The sequence below is a fragment of the Moorena sp. genome, from assembly GCF_982860115.1.
In genome coordinates this window covers 1-17,990 of the sequence record NZ_CEYLVT010000057.1, presented here as the reverse complement: position 1 = coordinate 17,990, position 17,990 = coordinate 1, and the positions used below count along the sequence as shown (strand labels likewise).

General features: G+C 42.4%; 18 protein-coding genes. 11 read left to right on the top strand and 7 right to left on the bottom strand.

Translation table 11 applies throughout. From position 1 onward, the window contains the following. The 4 genes from AC4II3_RS12345 to AC4II3_RS12330 form a co-directional block, all read left to right on the top strand. Positions 1 to 229 (top strand): hypothetical protein (locus AC4II3_RS12345; RefSeq protein ID WP_488013860.1); only part of this gene is annotated, 229 nt, incomplete at its 5' end. Positions 230 to 556: 327 nt separating this feature from the next. Beyond that, positions 557 to 877 carry an H-type lectin domain-containing protein gene (locus tag AC4II3_RS12340; RefSeq protein WP_488013862.1) on the top strand — a complete coding sequence of 107 codons (321 nt, stop codon included), beginning with the start codon at positions 557 to 559 and terminating at the stop codon, positions 875 to 877. A gap of 925 nt (positions 878 to 1,802) precedes the next feature. Then, positions 1,803 to 2,123, top strand: a complete 321-nt coding sequence (locus tag AC4II3_RS12335) for a hypothetical protein (protein ID WP_488013864.1) — start codon at positions 1,803 to 1,805, stop codon at positions 2,121 to 2,123. A 200-nt stretch (positions 2,124 to 2,323) separates the two neighbouring features. Then, positions 2,324 to 2,629: a hypothetical protein gene (locus AC4II3_RS12330; protein WP_488013866.1), complete on the top strand. Its 306-nt coding sequence runs from the start codon at positions 2,324 to 2,326 to the stop codon at positions 2,627 to 2,629. 168 nt (positions 2,630 to 2,797) lie between these two features. Here AC4II3_RS12330 and AC4II3_RS12325 read toward each other — a convergent pair whose 3' ends face one another. Both AC4II3_RS12325 and AC4II3_RS12320 read right to left on the bottom strand, forming a co-directional pair. Next, on the bottom strand, positions 2,798 to 4,834 hold the full coding sequence (locus AC4II3_RS12325) for an ABC transporter ATP-binding protein (protein ID WP_488013868.1): 2,037 nt from the start codon (positions 4,832 to 4,834) through the stop codon (positions 2,798 to 2,800). 143 nt (positions 4,835 to 4,977) lie between these two features. After that, positions 4,978 to 6,135 carry a glycosyltransferase family 4 protein gene (locus tag AC4II3_RS12320; protein WP_488013870.1) on the bottom strand — a complete coding sequence of 386 codons (1,158 nt, stop codon included), beginning with the start codon at positions 6,133 to 6,135 and terminating at the stop codon, positions 4,978 to 4,980. Positions 6,136 to 6,275: 140 nt separating this feature from the next. On the opposite strand from AC4II3_RS12320, the gene AC4II3_RS12315 reads away from it, so the two are divergent. After that, the gene (locus AC4II3_RS12315; RefSeq protein ID WP_488013872.1) at positions 6,276 to 6,494 is read left to right on the top strand and encodes a hypothetical protein; all 219 of its coding nucleotides are present in this window, start codon (positions 6,276 to 6,278) and stop codon (positions 6,492 to 6,494) included. A gap of 365 nt (positions 6,495 to 6,859) precedes the next feature. On the opposite strand, the gene galE is transcribed toward AC4II3_RS12315, so the two are convergent. Continuing rightward, a complete protein-coding gene (galE, locus tag AC4II3_RS12310; RefSeq protein ID WP_488029443.1) occupies positions 6,860 to 7,891 on the bottom strand; it encodes a UDP-glucose 4-epimerase GalE in 1,032 nt (343 codons plus the stop codon). Positions 7,892 to 7,943: 52 nt separating this feature from the next. Here galE and AC4II3_RS12305 point away from each other — a divergent pair, with 52 nt between their 5' ends. Beyond that, complete coding sequence (locus AC4II3_RS12305; RefSeq protein ID WP_488014123.1) at positions 7,944 to 8,108, top strand: hypothetical protein; 165 nt, start codon at positions 7,944 to 7,946, stop codon at positions 8,106 to 8,108. A gap of 231 nt (positions 8,109 to 8,339) precedes the next feature. Here the strand turns inward: AC4II3_RS12305 and AC4II3_RS12300 are convergent, their stop codons facing one another. Continuing rightward, complete coding sequence (locus AC4II3_RS12300; protein WP_488014125.1) at positions 8,340 to 8,621, bottom strand: hypothetical protein; 282 nt, start codon at positions 8,619 to 8,621, stop codon at positions 8,340 to 8,342. A gap of 242 nt (positions 8,622 to 8,863) precedes the next feature. Here AC4II3_RS12300 and AC4II3_RS12295 point away from each other — a divergent pair, with 242 nt between their 5' ends. Together AC4II3_RS12295 and AC4II3_RS12290 are read left to right on the top strand one after the other, a co-directional pair. Beyond that, a complete protein-coding gene (locus tag AC4II3_RS12295) occupies positions 8,864 to 10,078 on the top strand; it encodes a DUF790 family protein (RefSeq protein WP_488014127.1) in 1,215 nt (404 codons plus the stop codon). A gap of 436 nt (positions 10,079 to 10,514) precedes the next feature. Beyond that, positions 10,515 to 11,783: an RNA-guided endonuclease InsQ/TnpB family protein gene (locus tag AC4II3_RS12290; RefSeq protein WP_488014129.1), complete on the top strand. Its 1,269-nt coding sequence runs from the start codon at positions 10,515 to 10,517 to the stop codon at positions 11,781 to 11,783. A 66-nt stretch (positions 11,784 to 11,849) separates the two neighbouring features. Here the strand turns inward: AC4II3_RS12290 and AC4II3_RS12285 are convergent, their stop codons facing one another. Both AC4II3_RS12285 and AC4II3_RS12280 read right to left on the bottom strand, forming a co-directional pair. After that, positions 11,850 to 13,127, bottom strand: coding sequence for a GmrSD restriction endonuclease domain-containing protein (locus tag AC4II3_RS12285; RefSeq protein WP_488014131.1), 1,278 nt, complete (start codon positions 13,125 to 13,127; stop codon positions 11,850 to 11,852). A gap of 286 nt (positions 13,128 to 13,413) precedes the next feature. Beyond that, on the bottom strand, positions 13,414 to 13,605 hold the full coding sequence (locus AC4II3_RS12280) for a hypothetical protein (RefSeq protein ID WP_488014133.1): 192 nt from the start codon (positions 13,603 to 13,605) through the stop codon (positions 13,414 to 13,416). Between the two features lie 132 nt (positions 13,606 to 13,737). Between AC4II3_RS12280 and AC4II3_RS12275 the strand changes: the two genes are divergently transcribed. Continuing rightward, a complete protein-coding gene (locus AC4II3_RS12275; protein ID WP_008185577.1) occupies positions 13,738 to 13,950 on the top strand; it encodes a helix-turn-helix domain-containing protein in 213 nt (70 codons plus the stop codon). Between the two features lie 104 nt (positions 13,951 to 14,054). Here the strand turns inward: AC4II3_RS12275 and ilvD are convergent, their stop codons facing one another. Next, positions 14,055 to 15,740 carry a dihydroxy-acid dehydratase gene (gene ilvD / locus AC4II3_RS12270; RefSeq protein ID WP_488014135.1) on the bottom strand — a complete coding sequence of 562 codons (1,686 nt, stop codon included), beginning with the start codon at positions 15,738 to 15,740 and terminating at the stop codon, positions 14,055 to 14,057. A gap of 312 nt (positions 15,741 to 16,052) precedes the next feature. Between ilvD and AC4II3_RS12265 the strand changes: the two genes are divergently transcribed. Continuing rightward, positions 16,053 to 16,892: a pentapeptide repeat-containing protein gene (locus AC4II3_RS12265; protein WP_488014139.1), complete on the top strand. Its 840-nt coding sequence runs from the start codon at positions 16,053 to 16,055 to the stop codon at positions 16,890 to 16,892. Between the two features lie 226 nt (positions 16,893 to 17,118). Then, on the top strand, positions 17,119 to 17,904 hold the full coding sequence (locus AC4II3_RS12260; protein ID WP_488014137.1) for an HAD-IIB family hydrolase: 786 nt from the start codon (positions 17,119 to 17,121) through the stop codon (positions 17,902 to 17,904). Positions 17,905 to 17,990: the final 86 nt, after the last annotated feature.

Genomic DNA, 17,990 nt, shown 5'->3' with positions numbered 1-17,990 from the left:
TGAGGTTTTACATGAGGTTTACATGAGTTTTATAGTTCCTAGTTGTGCTATTGGGGGGCCTCATGTTCCGCCTCTAGCCCTTGGTTATGTTGCTGCCCGTAACGCACCACTTTGTCAAACAACAAAAATCAGATGCACCCAACCTCTATCCAGTAGAGCCATCAGGACTCGAACAGGGGGGAATATGCTAACGAAGGTATCAGATCAGAGTAAGCGCAAGAATCAATAAACCGTGGCTTACCCTCGAAAAAGACCGCGTCATTCTCAATAAATTAACTCTATTGCGATTACAGTTCGACGAGATTATAGGGGTTTCGAGCCACGATCAACCGATATCGAGCCAATGCACATTATGGGCAATTTTTTCTTGCGCTTACCCTGGGGATCATATGAGTTTTTACATGAGTTTTTACATGAGTTTTTACATGAGTTTTATGAGATTCAAAACTGTGGAAAATACTAATCTAGTATGTGTAGTGAAACCAAAGAATGTAATCAATTCTTTTTTCCTACAACCCTTTATAAACAGTCAATCTAACAGGAGTTAGTTTAAACAATGGGTCTATTTAATGGTGATAATGACGCTCATATCTTCGGTCTTGTTAAGCGAAACGGCCGTATTTTATCTGGTAAAGGCTTCAAGGTTGACAAAAAGCCCCAGGGGTATTACTTGATAACTTTTGATCAGCCATTTGCAGAATCTCCTGGAGTAACCTGTACAATTTATGGGGATTCTTGGCGAAGTTTTCAAATGTCTATTTCAGTCGTTGATATTACCCCTAATTACTTCATATGCCAAACTTCAACACCCATGCAAGCTGAAGAGAGTGCTTTCAGCTTTATTGCTGTTGGTCATAGTCATGGGGCACCTGAATAGGTGACATGAGCCCTAAAAAGCTTAGTAGATAAGGCTTTGAGCCCAATGAGCTTAGGGAAGATACAGTCCCAAATTAACCCTAGATTCATTTAATGGCAAGCTCAAACCCTTATAACTAAGTTGACACTCCCCGTCCTATAAGAACGGGGATTCTTACTTCAACGTTCGCGTAGCGCGGCCTACGGCCTTGCTGTCTTGCGTATAGCAGGTCGGAACCAAAAAAAGTAGAGGACAATTCTACCTAAGCGTTTAGATAATGGATCTAGGTTTCGGTGGGGCACACCGTACCTTTTTTTATATATATAGATACTTTTTTTATCATTCTCACATGCTCACCTAACTATAGCTGCTTTACTCAGTTGGGTCAACCAACAGCCCCTAGGCACGCCACTGTTCTGCTTGGATGATGGTCATGACGGCATTTGGAATATCTTTATAAGATGCGTTTACCCTGATAAAGGTAGTTTTATTAATAAGTTAATTAATATACACAATCGTTGCCCTTGAGAGCGTTGGCGTAGCCTGCGCGTAGCGCAATCGCTGGATTTTATAAAAGTTAATATAGCAATTCTTCTAAATCATTTGTAAAATCAGACAAATCTGGAATCATTGCTGGTAAAAGGTTATAGCGATTCGGCGAGGCCGACGCTATCGCGAACACTTTAGCCAATATATTTCACGAATTATTTAAAACTGCTATATAGTGCCGTTTACTTTTGTCCCACTACTTACTAAAATCGCTATGTTTAGTGAAACCAAAGAATGTAACAAGAGTTACGCAAGGACTCGATCGGTAGTGTGGGCAATGTTTTATCCACACTACAGGTAGCGTTAAATTGAGGGATTTGCGTAAGTCCTATGTAATCAATTCTTTTTTCATACAACCCTTTATAAACAGTCAATCTAACAGGAGTTAGTTGAAACAATGGTTACATCTCATGATGAGCATGACACTCATATCTTCGGTCTTGTTAGCCGAAACGGCGAGATTTTATCTGGTAAAGGCTTCAAGGTTGACAAAAAGCACCAGGGGATTTACTTTATAGCGTTTGATCAGCCATTTGCAGAATCTCCTGGAGTAACCTGTACAATTTATGGGGATTCTTGGCGAAGTTTTCAAATGTCTGTTGCAGTCCTTGAGATTAACCCTAATTTCTTCGTATGCCAAACTTCAACACCCACTCTTCCTGAAGATAGTGGTTTCAGCTTTATTGCTGTTGGTCCTAGTCATGGGGCACCTGAATAGGTAACATGAGCCCTACAAAGCTTAGTAGATAAGGCTTTGAGGCAAATGAGCTTAGGTAAGATACAGTCCCAAATTAACCCTAGATTCATTTAATGGCAAGCTCAAACCCTTATAACTAAGTTGACACTCCCCGTCCTATAATAACGGGGATTCTTACAACCCTTTATAAACAGTCACTCTAACAGAAGTTAGTTGAAACAATGGTTACATCTCATAGTGAAAATGACGCTCATATCTTCGGTCTTGTTAAGGCAAACGGCGAGATTTTATCTGGTAAAGGCTTCAAAGTTGACAAAAAGCGGAGCGGGATTTACATTATAGCTTTTGATCAGCCATTTGCAGAATTTCCTGGAGTAACCTGTACAATTTATGGGGATTCTTGGCTAAGTTTTCAAATGTCTGTTGCAGTCCTTGAGATTAACCCTAATTTCTTCGTATGCCAAACTTCAACACCCACTCTTCCTCAAGATAGTGGTTTCAGCTTTATTGCTGTTGGTGAGGTGTAGCTCACTAGGTGACATGATACCTAAAAAGCTTAGTAGATAAGGCTTTGAGGCAAATGAGCTTAGGGAAGATACAGTCCCAAATTAACCCTAGATTCATTTAATAGCAAGCTCAAACCCTTATAACTAAGGTAAGCATATGCGCTACGCGCATATGCTTACTAACTCAGGTCAGGCTATTGATTTTATAGTTGAGCTTTCTTCTAAATACTCCAAGGTTTTAAGCAGACGAACTGCTGAGTGATAGGCTTCTTCAGTTAATTCATGACGTTCCTGAGGGCTATCCACTAGGTCATTAACCACTAACTGCAAGCAAACAATCATTGGAGTCAGGTGAGTTCGCACTTCATGGGAGGTCTTGACTAACTCCTTTTTGACCACATTTTTAACCTCTCCATCGCTATTGTGCTCAAACTGCATCTTGTACAAACGAGAGTAGTAACCCTCCTTGTTAAGCAGTTCTTCATGGGTGCCAATCTCAACCACTTGCCCTTTGTCCATAACCACGATTTGATGAGCTTTTTGGATCGTAGACAGTCGGTGAGCAATGACTACCGTTGTGCGATCGCGACAGAGTTCATCAATAGCTTGTTGTACTAGCCGTTCGGAAACCGTATCTAAGGCACTGGTTGCTTCATCTAAAATTAAAATATCTGGATTCCGCAGCAGTGCCCGGGCAATGGCCATGCGTTGACGTTGTCCACCGGATAACATTACACCGCGATCGCCTACTTTGGTATCAAACCCTTGGGGTAATTGCATGATAAATTCATAGGCATTAGCTCGTTTCGCTGCTCCAATAATATCTTCCTCGGTCACATCTGTCATTCCATAAGCAATATTGTTGCGCACGGAATTATTAAATAAAAACGTATCCTGACTAACAACCCCCATCGCTTGTCTGAGGGAACCGATATCGTAATCCTTCAAATCTGTGCCATCGATAGTAATTCGTCCTTCAACTGGGTCATAAAATCGTGGCAACAAATCTGCCAAGGTTGACTTACCGGCACCGGAAGCACCTACCAATGCCATAGTAGTGCCTTTAGGAATCGACAAATTCACCCCATTGAGTACCGAATCCTGATGACCAGGATAGGCAAACGAGAGATTTTCAATGCGAATTTCTTGGGATAGTTTGGTGTAGATATTTTTGCCATTGCTCATGATCGGTTTGTTGTCTCTGCGCAAAAAATCAGCCACGATTGCCGTACTAGCAGACACATTAGCAAACCGACTTCTTTGCCCATTCAACTGACTGATTACTGGTAACAAACGGAATAGTAAGAATAAATAAATCCCCAAAACAGTAGATATCGCTTCCAGTTCTTCTGATGAACTATCTTGCAACAAGAGATTTTTGCCTACAAAGACGATGGCTAAAATTGCCAATATTCCCGATACTTCATTAATGGGGTTAATTGCCGCAAAATTAGCTTGAGATTGAAATTCAGCCTGTTCACGTTCATCAATAAATTTTTCAATTCGTTGATATTCATCTTGTTCATTACTAACTGATTTAATTAACCTAATTCCCGTTAATATTTCTAGTAATGCTCCTGAATATCCTCGGGATTTATCTGAGAGAATTTTACCAAATTTTTTAGAGCGCTTAACAAAAAATTGATTAATAACGAATACACCAAGCAATAGAATACTTGTTGCAATAGTGAGTTGCCACGAAATCGAAATTAGAAGAAATACAAATACAAAAATGGTGATTACCGTCGTAAATAATTGAATGGCAATTCTAATGGCATTTGCAGCTCGACCAATTTCTTGACTAATCCGATTTATAATATCACCAATTTTGGTTTTGGCATAAAAATCTAGATCCACATCCAGGAGTAATTTAATCCCTTCTTTACGAAAGGTATTAATTAATTTTTTGGATAAATGGGTAGACACTAAGATATTGACATAGTTAGCTACATTTTTCAGGACAATGGCTAAGAGCACTACCAGTACCATGAACAGCAAGCGATCGCCCCCTTCAAAGCCCTCAAAAAAAGCCATGGTTTTCTGAATAATAGGCGGGGCTTTGCTTAACTCTAGTTTCTTTTGACCTAAAAATTCCAGGACTAACGGCACAATTATGGTTGTACCGACACTATTAAACATGGCACTGGAAAATCCCAGCAGGACAGTCAAGACAATCAAGATAGGATGTCGTAGTGCGTAGCTAAGGAGTAATCGATTAGGAGACATGATTACTGTTTTTTTTATGGTTGAGTGTTGACTGTTGACTGTTGGTATAGGAGAAGACTTACTTATGCTCCATTCAAGTATAAACAGTCAACAAAAAAGCTTTTACTTAGTGAGCCAAATTATAGGTTGAACAGCGTAGCAGATTATAAATCAGCAATAACATCTGCAAGAACTGTCGCCATGGCATCAACACTATGGTACTTCACACATAGCTCCCTGGCTTCAAGTCCTTTATGATTGGCAACATCTAGATTTTGAAATATCTGTTGAATCTCCTCAGCTAGTTGTTGTGGCGAACTAGGCTTAACCAGATAACCGGTATCACCTAAAATTGTTGGGATATCCCCAACACGGGTAGACAAAACTGGTTTAGCCATTGCCATACCATCTGTCAATTTTAAGGGAAACTGAGCTCTAGCCGCCAGAGTATCTCGCTGGGGAACCACCACAATATGAGCTGCTGACAGAACCTCTGGCATTTCTTCGACTGGGGTTCTGGGCAATTTAATAATCCAACGTCCCCATTTTTTAATGAGTTGTTGATCATAATCATCATAGGGACTGCCTCCGACAATCACCAATCTTAAGTCTGGCTGATTGAGATACTCTAGCGCTACTAAAACATCTTCAACTCCTTTGTGGGGTCGTGGCGCACCAGGAAACATTAATACCCGATACTCCGATAACCCATAACGCTTGCGGCTGAGTTCTGGGTCATACTGCTCGGGGTCAAACAGATCGGTATCTTTACCATTGGATAGATAAACACCACCGAAGCGTTCCTTGAGAAACTGAGTATCTATAGTGATAGCGTCAGCATAATTGACAAACTTTTCTAGCCATTTGATATATAGGGGATGATCTGGATATCTCAATTGACCATCTTTGGTAAGAATATCCCTACCGAACTGTTTAAGACTCGGACGATACTGCCATTGGTCGCCACCATACCAACTTAGTTCCCAATCATCCATATCCAGGATGATTGGACGACGGCTAGTAAACTTTTTCAGCACAGACAGACCAAAACTGGTGGGTTTGGGTTTTACGGCATAGATAATATCGCCATCTATCTTTTTTAACAGGTCTCGGGCAGCGGTTAAGACTCCAGGATATTTACCACCAGGGACTGAAGTAATGGTAAAACCAGAGGGAGGAGTGGCATATAACTCCTTCCCAAACATAAATCCCACAATCTCTATGGCATAGTTGAGCTTTTTCAGGACTTGTCCGAGCAAAAATGCCCGGATAGCACCACCACCGGACAAGTCACTAACAACTAGGGAAACTTTTTTGTTCATCAGATTTTGATAAAACTGGTACACGATACATGCTGATCAACCTCTCATGTGAAAGTGATTAGTCTCCTCGGGTTTAGCAAGATGTCGCAACTACCATGCACTAATGGTCACGAAAGAGGGAGTTGGGGTAACAAAAGTAAATGTACCTCATAAGTATAGAATTGTCCGATAATCTCAACTCGGGAGCTATTCGGAAGTGTTTACCAGCTAAACCCTTAGTGCTAAGGGTCAAGTTTTACCAAGACCAACCATTACCTTTCGATTTAGGTAGGGTGATTGACACTTTGCTAGATAAACACTTTAATCAGGGAAATGGAAAATGGCGCATAGAATCAGTATTCCCGTTTCAAGTGCTATAATCTCAGATGTGATCAACTATCACGCTTTCCACACCCTAATCTAATCAAACAAAAAATCGACGAACGACACTAACCCCTAAAGCGCTGAACGTTTCAGGGGTGTGGTAGATAGAAATTTAGAATATAGGTAAGAAGGGAAAGAAAGGAAACATAGGGAACACAGGGAAGTAAAGGTTTATCATTGCGGTGCGACCCGTGGCGAATTTAATTCCACGACTGTAAGCGCACCGGTACATCCGGCCAATCGCCAACCCTGTCCCTATGTTCCTACTCCATCGTTTGATTAGGCAATTATAGTTAATCCTTCAATATACCTTACATAGAACCCCTAAGCCTAACATCATTAATCATTAATCCTTAATCCTTTATGCTGCGGGAACCCTAAGGCCAGCATCCTTGAGCCCATGGCGCTTCTGATGCCATTGCCAGGCGTTGGATAAGATGGTATTTATATCGGAATATTGGGGATACCAACCCAGAATTTTTCTGGCTTTGTCACTACTACCGACCAGAGCGGGCGGATCACCAGGACGGCGATCGCATTCTATAGCTTTGATCTCTTGTTTAGTTACAAGTCTTGCTGCCTCAATGACTTCTTTGACTGAGAAGCCGTTGCCATTACCTAAGTTAAAGATTTCACTATCCCCACCCTTTAACAAATAGTCCAAGCCCAAAACATGAGCAGAGGCTAAATCCTTGACGTGAATATAGTCCCGAATACAAGTTCCGTCAGCTGTGGGATAATCGGTACCAAAAATGGAGATGGACTCCCGTTTACCTAAAGCAGTGAGCAGCACTAAGGGGATAAGGTGGGTTTCGGGGGTATGATCTTCTCCTAGCCTACCCTCTGGGTCAGCACCAGCGGCATTAAAATAGCGGAAGGTTACGGATTTAAAATCATAGGCGGTATGGAAATCGGATAAAATCCGCTCTACCATTAATTTACTCGCCCCATAGGGATTAATGGGGTTTTGGGGATGATCTTCTGGAATCGGTACAGTTTTTGGTACCCCGTAGGTAGCACAGGTAGAGGAAAAGACTAATTTTTTAATAGATGCTGCTACCATAGCTTCCAGGAGTGTTAGTGTCCCGGTAACATTATTGCGGTAATATTTAGCAGGGTCAGTTACCGACTCTCCTACATAGGCATAGGCAGCAAAGTGCATGACTGCACTGATATCATAGTCACTAAAAAGATTGTCGAGTAATACCCGGTCATTGGTATCACCGACAACTAACTTCACTTTGAGAACATCTTCGACTATGTCTCGATGACCATAGACTAAATTGTCTAGAACCACCACATTGTAGCCAGCTTCCAAGAGAGCTAATACAGCATGGGAGCCAATATATCCTGCACCCCCTGTAACTAGCACAGTTGCTTTGGATTGCGACACTGGAATACCTCGCTCTTACTAGATTTTTGCTTTTACCAAATTATTCCCTGGGATGACTTATAATTCCGCAAACTTCGGTACAATAGCCATCCAATTAGGAGATGCCAGAGTTGATTTGGTGATGCTTAAACCTAATTTTGACGCTACAGTCAAGCTGATTGTGCCGGTTAATTATTCTGGCTTCAACCCCCACCTCCTAGGGGTAAGGGGGTTGTAGGATTCAATACCTGTCAGACGCGCTTTGAAAACAACAATTAAAACAATGTCCCATTCATCAGGATCCTCAGGGCGGAGTGCTGATATAGTCTAGGGTAAGGTAGTATTTATGACATCATCACAACCAAGATGGATGGCTTCATGAAACCCTGAGGCTCATAACACAGGATTGGTTTTAACCCCACACTTTCAAGATAGGAAAGTGTGGGTCGTTGTCACTGTGGGTCTCTAATTAACTAACTTGATAATCAACTAATTTCACACGACCAGTCTGAACATTATCAAATATCCGATTAATCTGGTGGCGTTCTGCGTCGCTTATATTGTAATCGCAGAGGAAGGCACTCGTCAGCTGTAAATACTCTTGACGGCTCAATTGACCCCTGTTAATCATCTGGTTTACCATTGTCTCTATGTCCAGGTTGGATTGGCGTTCAGCTGTAGACGCCGCAGATTTATGGTTTAGTCGATGGGAACTGAAAAATGGGGATTCTGGGGATAGAGCGGTTTTCATGGTTATTTAGCACCTCTGTATAATTCAATCGAGCCAACCTTAATGGTTAGGGTCAAAGGAAGTATTTCGAGTAAAGAATAAATTTTGGTGGTAGAAAAAGACAGTTGGCTGAAAACCTCCTTGACCATTTATTCTCTGTACCAGGCAACCTGGCAGTGTCTTTACCCGTTTACTTTTATCATGACACCGCCAATAAAAGCAAGATATCACAGCAAAGAAATAAAAAAACGACTTAATTATTAATGCTACCGACTGATTTGCTAATTAGTAGACAAAATGGCGAAGAAATCATTCCCAAACGGTTGCTGATTAACAATCAGACCTGTGCTATGGCAGCTGAGTTAATCTGCTGCTTTATTGAGGCTACTGGTACCACCCAAGGGGAACTAGACCGTAAGTTGTCGGATTGGGAAGGAGATAGCCCTGACTACCGAGTTAAACGAGGTTTAGCCCATATTCTTAAAACCAGCTTCAGTACCTTTGAAGTTGTTAGCCCCATAGATCCTAAGGAACTCCGCCAACGAGTTTTTGCCCTGGCGGCTCAATCTGTTCCTAGTCGCCAGGCAACTCAGACTACTCTAGAAAGCGTGAGCACTGCTTTATCTAAGGAATTAAACCAGGAAGTGTTGCCTGAACAAATTTCTAAAGGACTTTATGCGGATTTACAAGAAAATCGTATTCTGACTCAGTTTGATCACCCAGCACCAGAGGCATTACTGCATCGCTATAATTTATCTCAAGTCCAGGGTATTTTTTATCGGGCATCTGAGATGACTCTGAATGCTCACCGGAATGTTCCAGGGGAGTATAAGCTATTAATCCGCTATTTGAAGTTGTTTCAGCTGATGACTTACATTGAAGGGGATGCGGATCATGGCTTCACGATTACTATTGATGGACCGACTAGTTTATTTAAGCCGAGTACTCGCTATGGTTTAGCGATCGCAAAACTGATTCCAGCCTTACTACACGTTACTAAATGGAGTCTCAAGGCTACCTTACAAAGCCGTGACTCTTACAGCGGTACGATCAAGACGGGGCATTTTAGCCTTAATGACCGCTGTGGCTTGGTGACTCACTATCCCCCTGGTAAACCCTACGACAGTATGTTAGAGGCTTCCTTTGCTAAGCGTTGGGAATCTCAGAAAACTGAGTGGGTGTTGGAGCGAGAAGTGGATTTAATTCCTATTCCTGGTAGTGTGATGGTGCCCGATTTTCGGCTTGTTCATCCTGATGGGCGAAATTTCCTATTAGAAATTATTGGTTACTGGCGTCCAGAGTATTTAAGGAAGAAATTCGCTCAGGTGCGCAAGGCGGAATGTGATAATTTGATTCTGGCGATTTCAGAACGGTTAAATTTGGATAAAGCTGGGGTGACGGTGAAGAATTTGCCAGCTCAAGTTGTTTGGTTTAAGGATAAACTTTCACCGAAAGCTGTGTTGGAGCTTTTGGAATAGTTTGGGGAAAGGTACAGTTGTTGAGGGTTATAGCAGGGAGCAGGGAGCAGGGAGTAGGGAGTAGAAACCAGAAAGCAGCGCGGTATCGCGCTGCATCAAGACAAAGGAAAAGTTCTTAGCTAGTCCGCGAGAAGCCCCGCACCCTACGTAATAAGGTGGGTGTCGGGATGATAGCGGGGCAATGAAGTGAAACGTAATTGCCAACTAAGACTCTTTCGGTTCAGGGAAACGAGCTATCAAGCTCCTGAGTAGTTCGGAGCAGGTTATCCCCCTCCGATTGACCTTTGGTCACGCTACGCGAACAGCTTCCTGTTGAACTTGCCTTTTCTCAAAGCTAGTTAACCTAATCATTAAATTTTTATATTTTATTTTGCATTGATACATGTAAATACGTTTACTATACTAATAATAGGTCGAGAAACAGGAAACAGCAACAATGAGAGCAGCGTATCAGTACCGATTAAGGCTAACCAAGTCACAAGAGGCAGAGATAGAGAGATGGTTGGATATGCTCCGACATCAATACAATTTTCTGCTTGCTGATAGATTCAAATGGTATGAACAAAACCGCTGCTCTATTAACTCCTGTCCTTTGGTCTGCCACCTTCCAGAGTTAAGAAATAATCCTGATTATTTTTCCCAAAAGAAGACTCTTCCAAGATTAAAACAGGATAGACCTTGGTACAAGGTAGTCCAATCTCAAGTCTTACAGGATTGCGTCAAAAGAGTAGATATAGCCTTTAAACGTTTCTTAAAGGGGGACAGTAACGGGAAAAAGAGCGGTAGACCGAGATTTAAGGCCAAAAACAGGTATAAATCTTTTACTTTCCCATCCCTCTCTAATAACCCCATAAGCGGTAATGTTTTAACTCTTCCAAAATTTGGAAAAGTCAAGATGATTTATCATCGACCTATTCCAGAAGGGTTCAAGATAAAAACCGCCACCATAACCCGAAAAGCTGACGGTTACTACGTCACGCTGTCTATCCAGGACGACTCCGTTCCGGATATCATCCCAGTAGATAGTGTTTCTAATCCTATTGGGATAGACATGGGTCTAAAGTCTTTCTTAGTCAAGTCCGATGGCTCTGAGGTACCAATTCCTCAGTATTATAAAAAAGCTCAGAAGCGACTTAAAAAGATTCAAAAGGCTGTCAGTAGATCAAAAAAAGGCAGTAATAACAGAAAAAAGGCTGCTCTAAAACTGGGAAAAGCTCACAAAAAGGTAGCTGACACCCGGAAAGATTTTCATTTCAAAACAGTTAAAGAGCTACTAGATAGTCACGACCTGGTAGCTCACGAGAAACTAAACATTAAAGGTTTGGCCAAAACTAAAATGGCCAAATCTATCCTAGATGCTGGTTGGGGTCAATTCCTCTCAATCCTGTCAGTCAAAGCCGTTCGCGTAGCGTGGCCTACGGCCTTGAATGCTGGACTGATAGCGAAAGGAGTTAACCCTAAAAACACTAGTCAAAACTGTTCTAATTGCGGCACAAAAGTACCTAAAAAACTGAAAGACCGCATTCATTCCTGCCCTCATTGTGGATATGTTTCTGACAGGGATGTAAATGCGGCGATCAATATATTAAATTTGGCGGTAGGGCATTCCGTCAGTAGTAAAGCTTGCCGAGCAACCGTTCGCGTAGCGTCGGCTTCGCCGATAGGGATACCTGGTGTTGGCAAGAAGCCCGCGTTGTCCCGTTAGGGCAACGTCGGGAGTATGTCACGATTACAGGTAGATAGTCCTTCAGTAAATTCAGCAATTTAATGTCTACTTATTAGTCGTAAAAATTTTTCTAACAATTTTAACAGCTTGATCGCACTGTTCCTTCTGTCCTCTGTGTCGATTCCATCGACCTTTTGGTTCTGGGTATCCATCTTTTTTTCTAAGTATCTCTCTGCCTTTGTTTCGAGGGTTACGAATGAATTCACTAGCATGATTCCATTCTGTATCTGATACCTGTTCGGGAGATATTTTTAGCTCAGCAGCTCCGGCTATAAACAGAGCAAACTGCTTGTATTTATCGACACTAATAGCTCCATTTAGTTGTGATAAAATAAATCTTATCCAATTAACAAATATGGTAAAGTACTCTTCCGAAATAACTTCAAAATTAGAAAGTAATTGACTTTCTACGTCTTCTTGATAGTCTTGATACTGAAGTTGACTACAGTAAATATCTAAGGCGTTCTCAGTTGAGCCATTAAAAGACATTTTGAGATGCTCCGGTCTTTTCAATAAATGATCAAGTTTTTCCCGTTCAAGACAGATTAAGTACCACAAGAACATCAATGATGGTGTTTGACCGTTTGCTTTTTCTTTACCCTCCCACCATTTGTACCAAAGGTCTCTTGCTTCAGGAAATTTATTCCAAGGATTAGAAAGTCCTTGTTTTTCTCCTAACTTAATAATTCGTTGAGAAAAATTTCTAGTAGAGTTGGAATCGTTGGAATCCTCATCTTCACTAACCTCTTCATTAGTTTGATCAGGATTCTGATGAATTCCAACTAAACGAATAAAGGTCACACTTTTAGATTGACTGTAATAAGCTAAACGAATATCTTGACTAGAAAGAGAAGTGCCTCCTTCGTTCATTCGTCTAAATATTTCTAGCTTAGGTTCTAATGGTATACTTTTAGGCAGAAAAATTATAGTCAGCGGATAATTATTAAATATAGTTTGTAGTACCTCCTCCAATTCACTGTATTTTTTCCCGACATATTGAGGAGCGCCTGGCGCTATATAGTCAATAGTTGAATCATCAATGATAGAAAATTCATCATTAGCAAAACTTCTGATCGTGTTGAGTCGTTGTTGCCCATCAACAACTTCGCAGTTTAGTTTTTGATCTTCACAGAATAAGAAAGCAGGAATAGTCAGATTGTTAAGAAGAGATTCAATTAAAAGTGATTTTTTTCTATGGCTCCATTGATTAGAATCTCTCTGGTAATCAGGAATATAGACACGCTCATTTTCTAACCTTGCTAAGATTGTCTGTACACTTTCGCTTTGAACTCTTGTTTTGCCTTGTACTAGAGGTTCAAACATACAAGCTCCTTCTGATCCTTTTAATCACTACTTGAAGGATACTCTCCTAGGTGATAGCTACATAGTTCCCTGTTAAAATTCCGAATTAACAAGATTAGCTGTAGCAACCCAAAATCATCCCCATGCCCAGCAGAAAATCAGGGCAAGCCCAAGGGTGGTGGGTTACGGGACGGGCTGTGCCAAGGGCGAACCAGCGAAAAATCAGCGCGAGCTCGTCCCTAATCCACCCTAGGGAGTATAACCGTCACCAAGGACAATTTAGCCCTGGGGTTTCCCAACAGGATTATTATTTCAAGGGTATGTCAAATATCACCACATGGTTGAAATTGGGCAGCAAGCGGTTGAGAGCTTGCTGATAGGCTTCGGCATCACTGCGCCGATTAAATCGCGCTACGGTTATCCGTTGCATTTTAGGTAGGTGCCGAATGACACACCAGGGCTTTAATCTGTCTCGGTAAGTTTGTCGAGTTGATATCATATAGCTAAATACCCCATTTCTATGGGTTGTTTTAAGAAAGGCGATCACCCAGTAGTTTTGCGGCCTCTTGGGTGATCGCCGAATATTCTATTTACTATTAAATATGTAGTTGCGTAGTTTGTCAAGTCCAAAATGGGATTAATTAGGTTACGAGTTCGAGAATTAGCGGCAGAGAAGGGTTGGACGTTGAAAGAAGTGTCCGACCGTTCTGGAGTAACCTATAGCACTGTGGCTAGTTATGCCCGACGTGACGCCATGAGTATGACGGACTTTACAGCAATTCTGAAGCTAGCCCGCGCTTTTGATGTTATGGTTGAAGATTTGGTAGAGGTTATTGAAGAGTAGGGAGTAGGGAGTAGGGAGTAGGGCGGGTTGATTTCTGAGATTACCAATAGGCTAAACCCGCCCGGCCAGATTAAATGGCAAAATTACGAACTAGTAAGTTGCTGTTAACCCAAGTCTAAATCCGTTACTGCTCCGACACTACTGGAAGAGACTAAGGTGGCATACTTGGCCAAGACCCCTGTGGTATAACGGGGCTTGGGTCGTTGCCAATTAGCGCGCCGTTGCTCTAATTCTTGATCGGACAGATTTAGTTGTAAGGAACGCTGATGGGCATCAATGGTAATCATATCCCCTTCTTGGACTAATGCGATCGCACCTCCAACTGCTGCTTCTGGTGCCACATGACCGACTACCATGCCATAAGTACCGCCAGAAAATCGTCCATCGGTAATTAATCCGACGGAATCACCTAACCCAGCACCAATAATGGCTGAGGTGGGAGCCAGCATTTCCCGCATGCCTGGACCACCCTTTGGTCCTTCATAGCGCACCACAATCACATCACCAGACTTGATCTTACCGGCCAGAATCGCATCTAAGCAGGCTTCTTCGGATTCAAATACTCGGGCTGGACCGGTGATTTGAGGATTTTTCACTCCAGTAATCTTTGCTACTGAGCCTTCTGTGGCCAGATTGCCTTTCAGAATCGCTAAGTGTCCTTGAGCATACACAGGATTATCCCAAGGACGAATTACATCTTGGTCAGCAGGGGGTTGCTCAGGTACATCTGCTAACACTTCCGCTATGGTTTTACCGGAAATAGTCAAGGCATCCCCATGGAGCAAATCATGGACTAACAGCATTTTCATGACTTGGGGAATCCCCCCGGCGCGGTGCAAATTTACAGTGACATAGCGACCACTGGGTTTGAGGTCACACAACACTGGTACTTTAGCCCGCATGGTTTCAAAGTCATCAATGGATAACTCTACTCCCGCAGCATGGGCGATCCCTAACAGATGCAAGACGGAGTTGGTGGAGCCACCTACTGCCATAATTACTGCGATCGCATTCTCAAAAGCCTTACGTGTTAAAATATCCCTTGGTAGTATTTGCTGGCGAATTGCTTCGACCAACACAAAGGCAGATTTCTCAGCACTATCAGCTTTTTCTGCATCTTCCGCCGCCATGGTAGAGGAATAGGGCAAACTCATCCCCATTGCCTCAAAAGCAGAGGACATAGTATTAGCGGTAAACATCCCGCCACAGGAACCAGCACCAGGGCAAGCGTTGAGTTCCACCGCCTTGAGTTTAGCGTCATCAATCTTGCCAGCACTGTGTTTCCCAACCGCTTCAAAGGCACTAACTACTGTTAAATCTTCACCATCGAGATGTCCTGGTTTAATCGTGCCACCATAAACGAAAATTGCTGGGATATTCATCCTGGCAATAGCAATCATCGCCCCTGGCATATTCTTATCGCAGCCGCCAATTGCCAAAACCCCATCCATACTTTGGCCATTACAAGCGGTCTCAATGGAATCAGCAATTACTTCCCGGGATACCAGGGAATATTTCATCCCTTCCGTTCCCATGGAAATCCCGTCACTAATGGTAATGGTACCGAACATCTGAGCCATAGCACCAGCAGTTATCAATCCTGCCTCTGCTCGTTTGGCCAAATCATTTAACCCCACATTGCAAGGAGTAATAGTGCTATAGCCATTAGCAAGACCAACAATGGGCTTAGTAAAATCGTCATCAGTGAAACCAACAGCCCTCAGCATGGCTCGGTTAGGCGCTCGCTGAACACCTTGGGTAACCACTTGGCTTCTCAAATTCTCCGGCATGGATATGTTCCCCTCAAAGGTTAGAGTCTCTATCAGAGATTTTAGATTTAGCTATCAAATTTAGCCATCATCAATCCCTATTGCCTATTGCCTATTGCCTATTGCCTATTGCCTATTGCCTATTGCCTATTGCCTACTCCCCACTCCCTAATATTTCATAATTGTCTGACCAAGACATGATTACACTATCATTGCGCTTTTTGCTGGCACTTTGGCAAATAAACGTAGCATAGTCTAGCAATAATAATTCATATTAGATGCCATATAGCAGAACCACGTAGCTGATTAGTTGTCAAGATTAAAGGAATTATGATGGATGGGGCAGAATTATTGAAGCGATATGCTGCTGGAGAACGGGACTTTCCAGAAGCTAATCTAGAGGGAGTATCTTTGGCAGGAGTAAACCTGAGCCAAGCTAACCTACGACGTGCTAATCTCAGTCAGAGTTGTCTCAAAGGCGCTATCCTTAAAGGTGTCAATCTGCGAGAAGCGAATTTATCTGGTGCAAATCTACAGGGAAGTGACCTGTGTGAAGCCAACCTCATTGTTAGTAACCTCAGTCAAGCAAATTTAGCCAAGGCTAACTTGAGTAATGCCAATCTACGCAGTTGCCGCCTGATTGGAGTCAATCTTAGTAAAGCTAATCTGAGTGAAGCAATTCTGAGTGAGGCAATTCTCCAGGATGCTAACTTGAGTCAGGCAAAATTGATTAGCACATCCTTGAACCGAGCCAAGCTTTCCCAAGCCCTCTTAGATGGAGCGATTTTGGAGGGAGCATCCCTCAACAATTCTATTCTGATCGAAGCCAATCTGATTGGGGCAAATTTGTCCCATACCCTACTCAATGGAGCCAACTTGACTAAGGCCAATCTCAATCAAGCAGACTTGAGTGGTGCCATAGCAAGTGGCTGCACCATGAGAAACACTATCCTAACGGATGCGAATCTCAGAGGAGCAAGGATGAGTTGGACAATTCTCCATGCTGCTAATCTCACTAAGGCTAATTTATACCGAGCTAACCTGTGTTGGTCGAATCTGACCGAGGCAATATTGATTGAAGCTATTTTAATTGATGCTAACCTCAACCAGGCTAACCTGCGTGACGCTAAACTTAGCAAAGCGATTATGCCAAGTGGCAGTCAGCATCAATAGTTGAACAGTTGAAGCCAGATTTTGATCAGCCCAATCACGAGAATCCCTTGTCTATTAGGAACTTGAGAAATTATAATCAGCGCATATGATCGCGTTCGCGCTGGAGAGGAAACTCACATTCGGCTAGAATTTCCTAAAACTTAATCAACTTTTCCTCAGTCAAACTGTCATCCCAGGGTTTAGTATGACATTCGGTGAATGATTAGCTGGAAGTTCCTATAATTTTATGTCCCTTGCACCTCTGTCTGAGGCTTTTGAGAATAATCGCTTTGAAAGTATTAGTTTAATTGCTACCGATATTGATGGCAGCCTAACCCTGAGTGGCAAATTTACTTCCTCATTATTCCATGCCATAGAAGAATTGACCAAGACAGGAATCCAAGTGTTGCTGATTACAGGTCGTTCCGCTGGCTGGGTCCATGGTCTGAAAACTTATCTGCCAGTGATGGGAGCGATCGCAGAAAATGGCGGTCTATATTTCCCCAAAGATAGTGAAATCCCAGAAACCTTAACCCCTATTGAGGATATAACTCAGCATCGCCAGAGTCTCAATCACACCTTTCAAGTCCTAAAAGCTCAATTTCCCCAGCTACAAGAATCTGTGGATAACCGCTTTCGGTTGACAGATTGGACATTTGATGTTACAGGACTAGCCTTTGTCCAATTACAAACCCTGGCAGAACTCTGTCAACAACAGGGTTGGGGCTTCACTTACAGTACAGTTCAGTGCCATATTAAGCCAATCGAGCAAGATAAAGGAACAGGCTTGCTGCAAGTGTTAACCAGACACTTTCCCCAACTCAAACCAGAGGAGATTATGACCGTTGGCGAGAGTCCTAATGATGAGTCTATGTTTGATACCAGCAAGTTTCCTTTATCAGTAGGGGTGGCTAATGTCTTAGACTACACTAGTTATTTGACTCATAAGCCAGCTTATGTGACTTATGCTAAAGAATCTGAAGGCTTTTGCGAGTTAGCACAATTGTTACTACTGAAAACCTTTACTGGATAAGTGGTTTGGGCGGCACTCCTTGGCTGATTAATGGTAATTGGTAATTGGTAATTGGTAATTGGTAATTGGTAATTGGTAATTGGTAA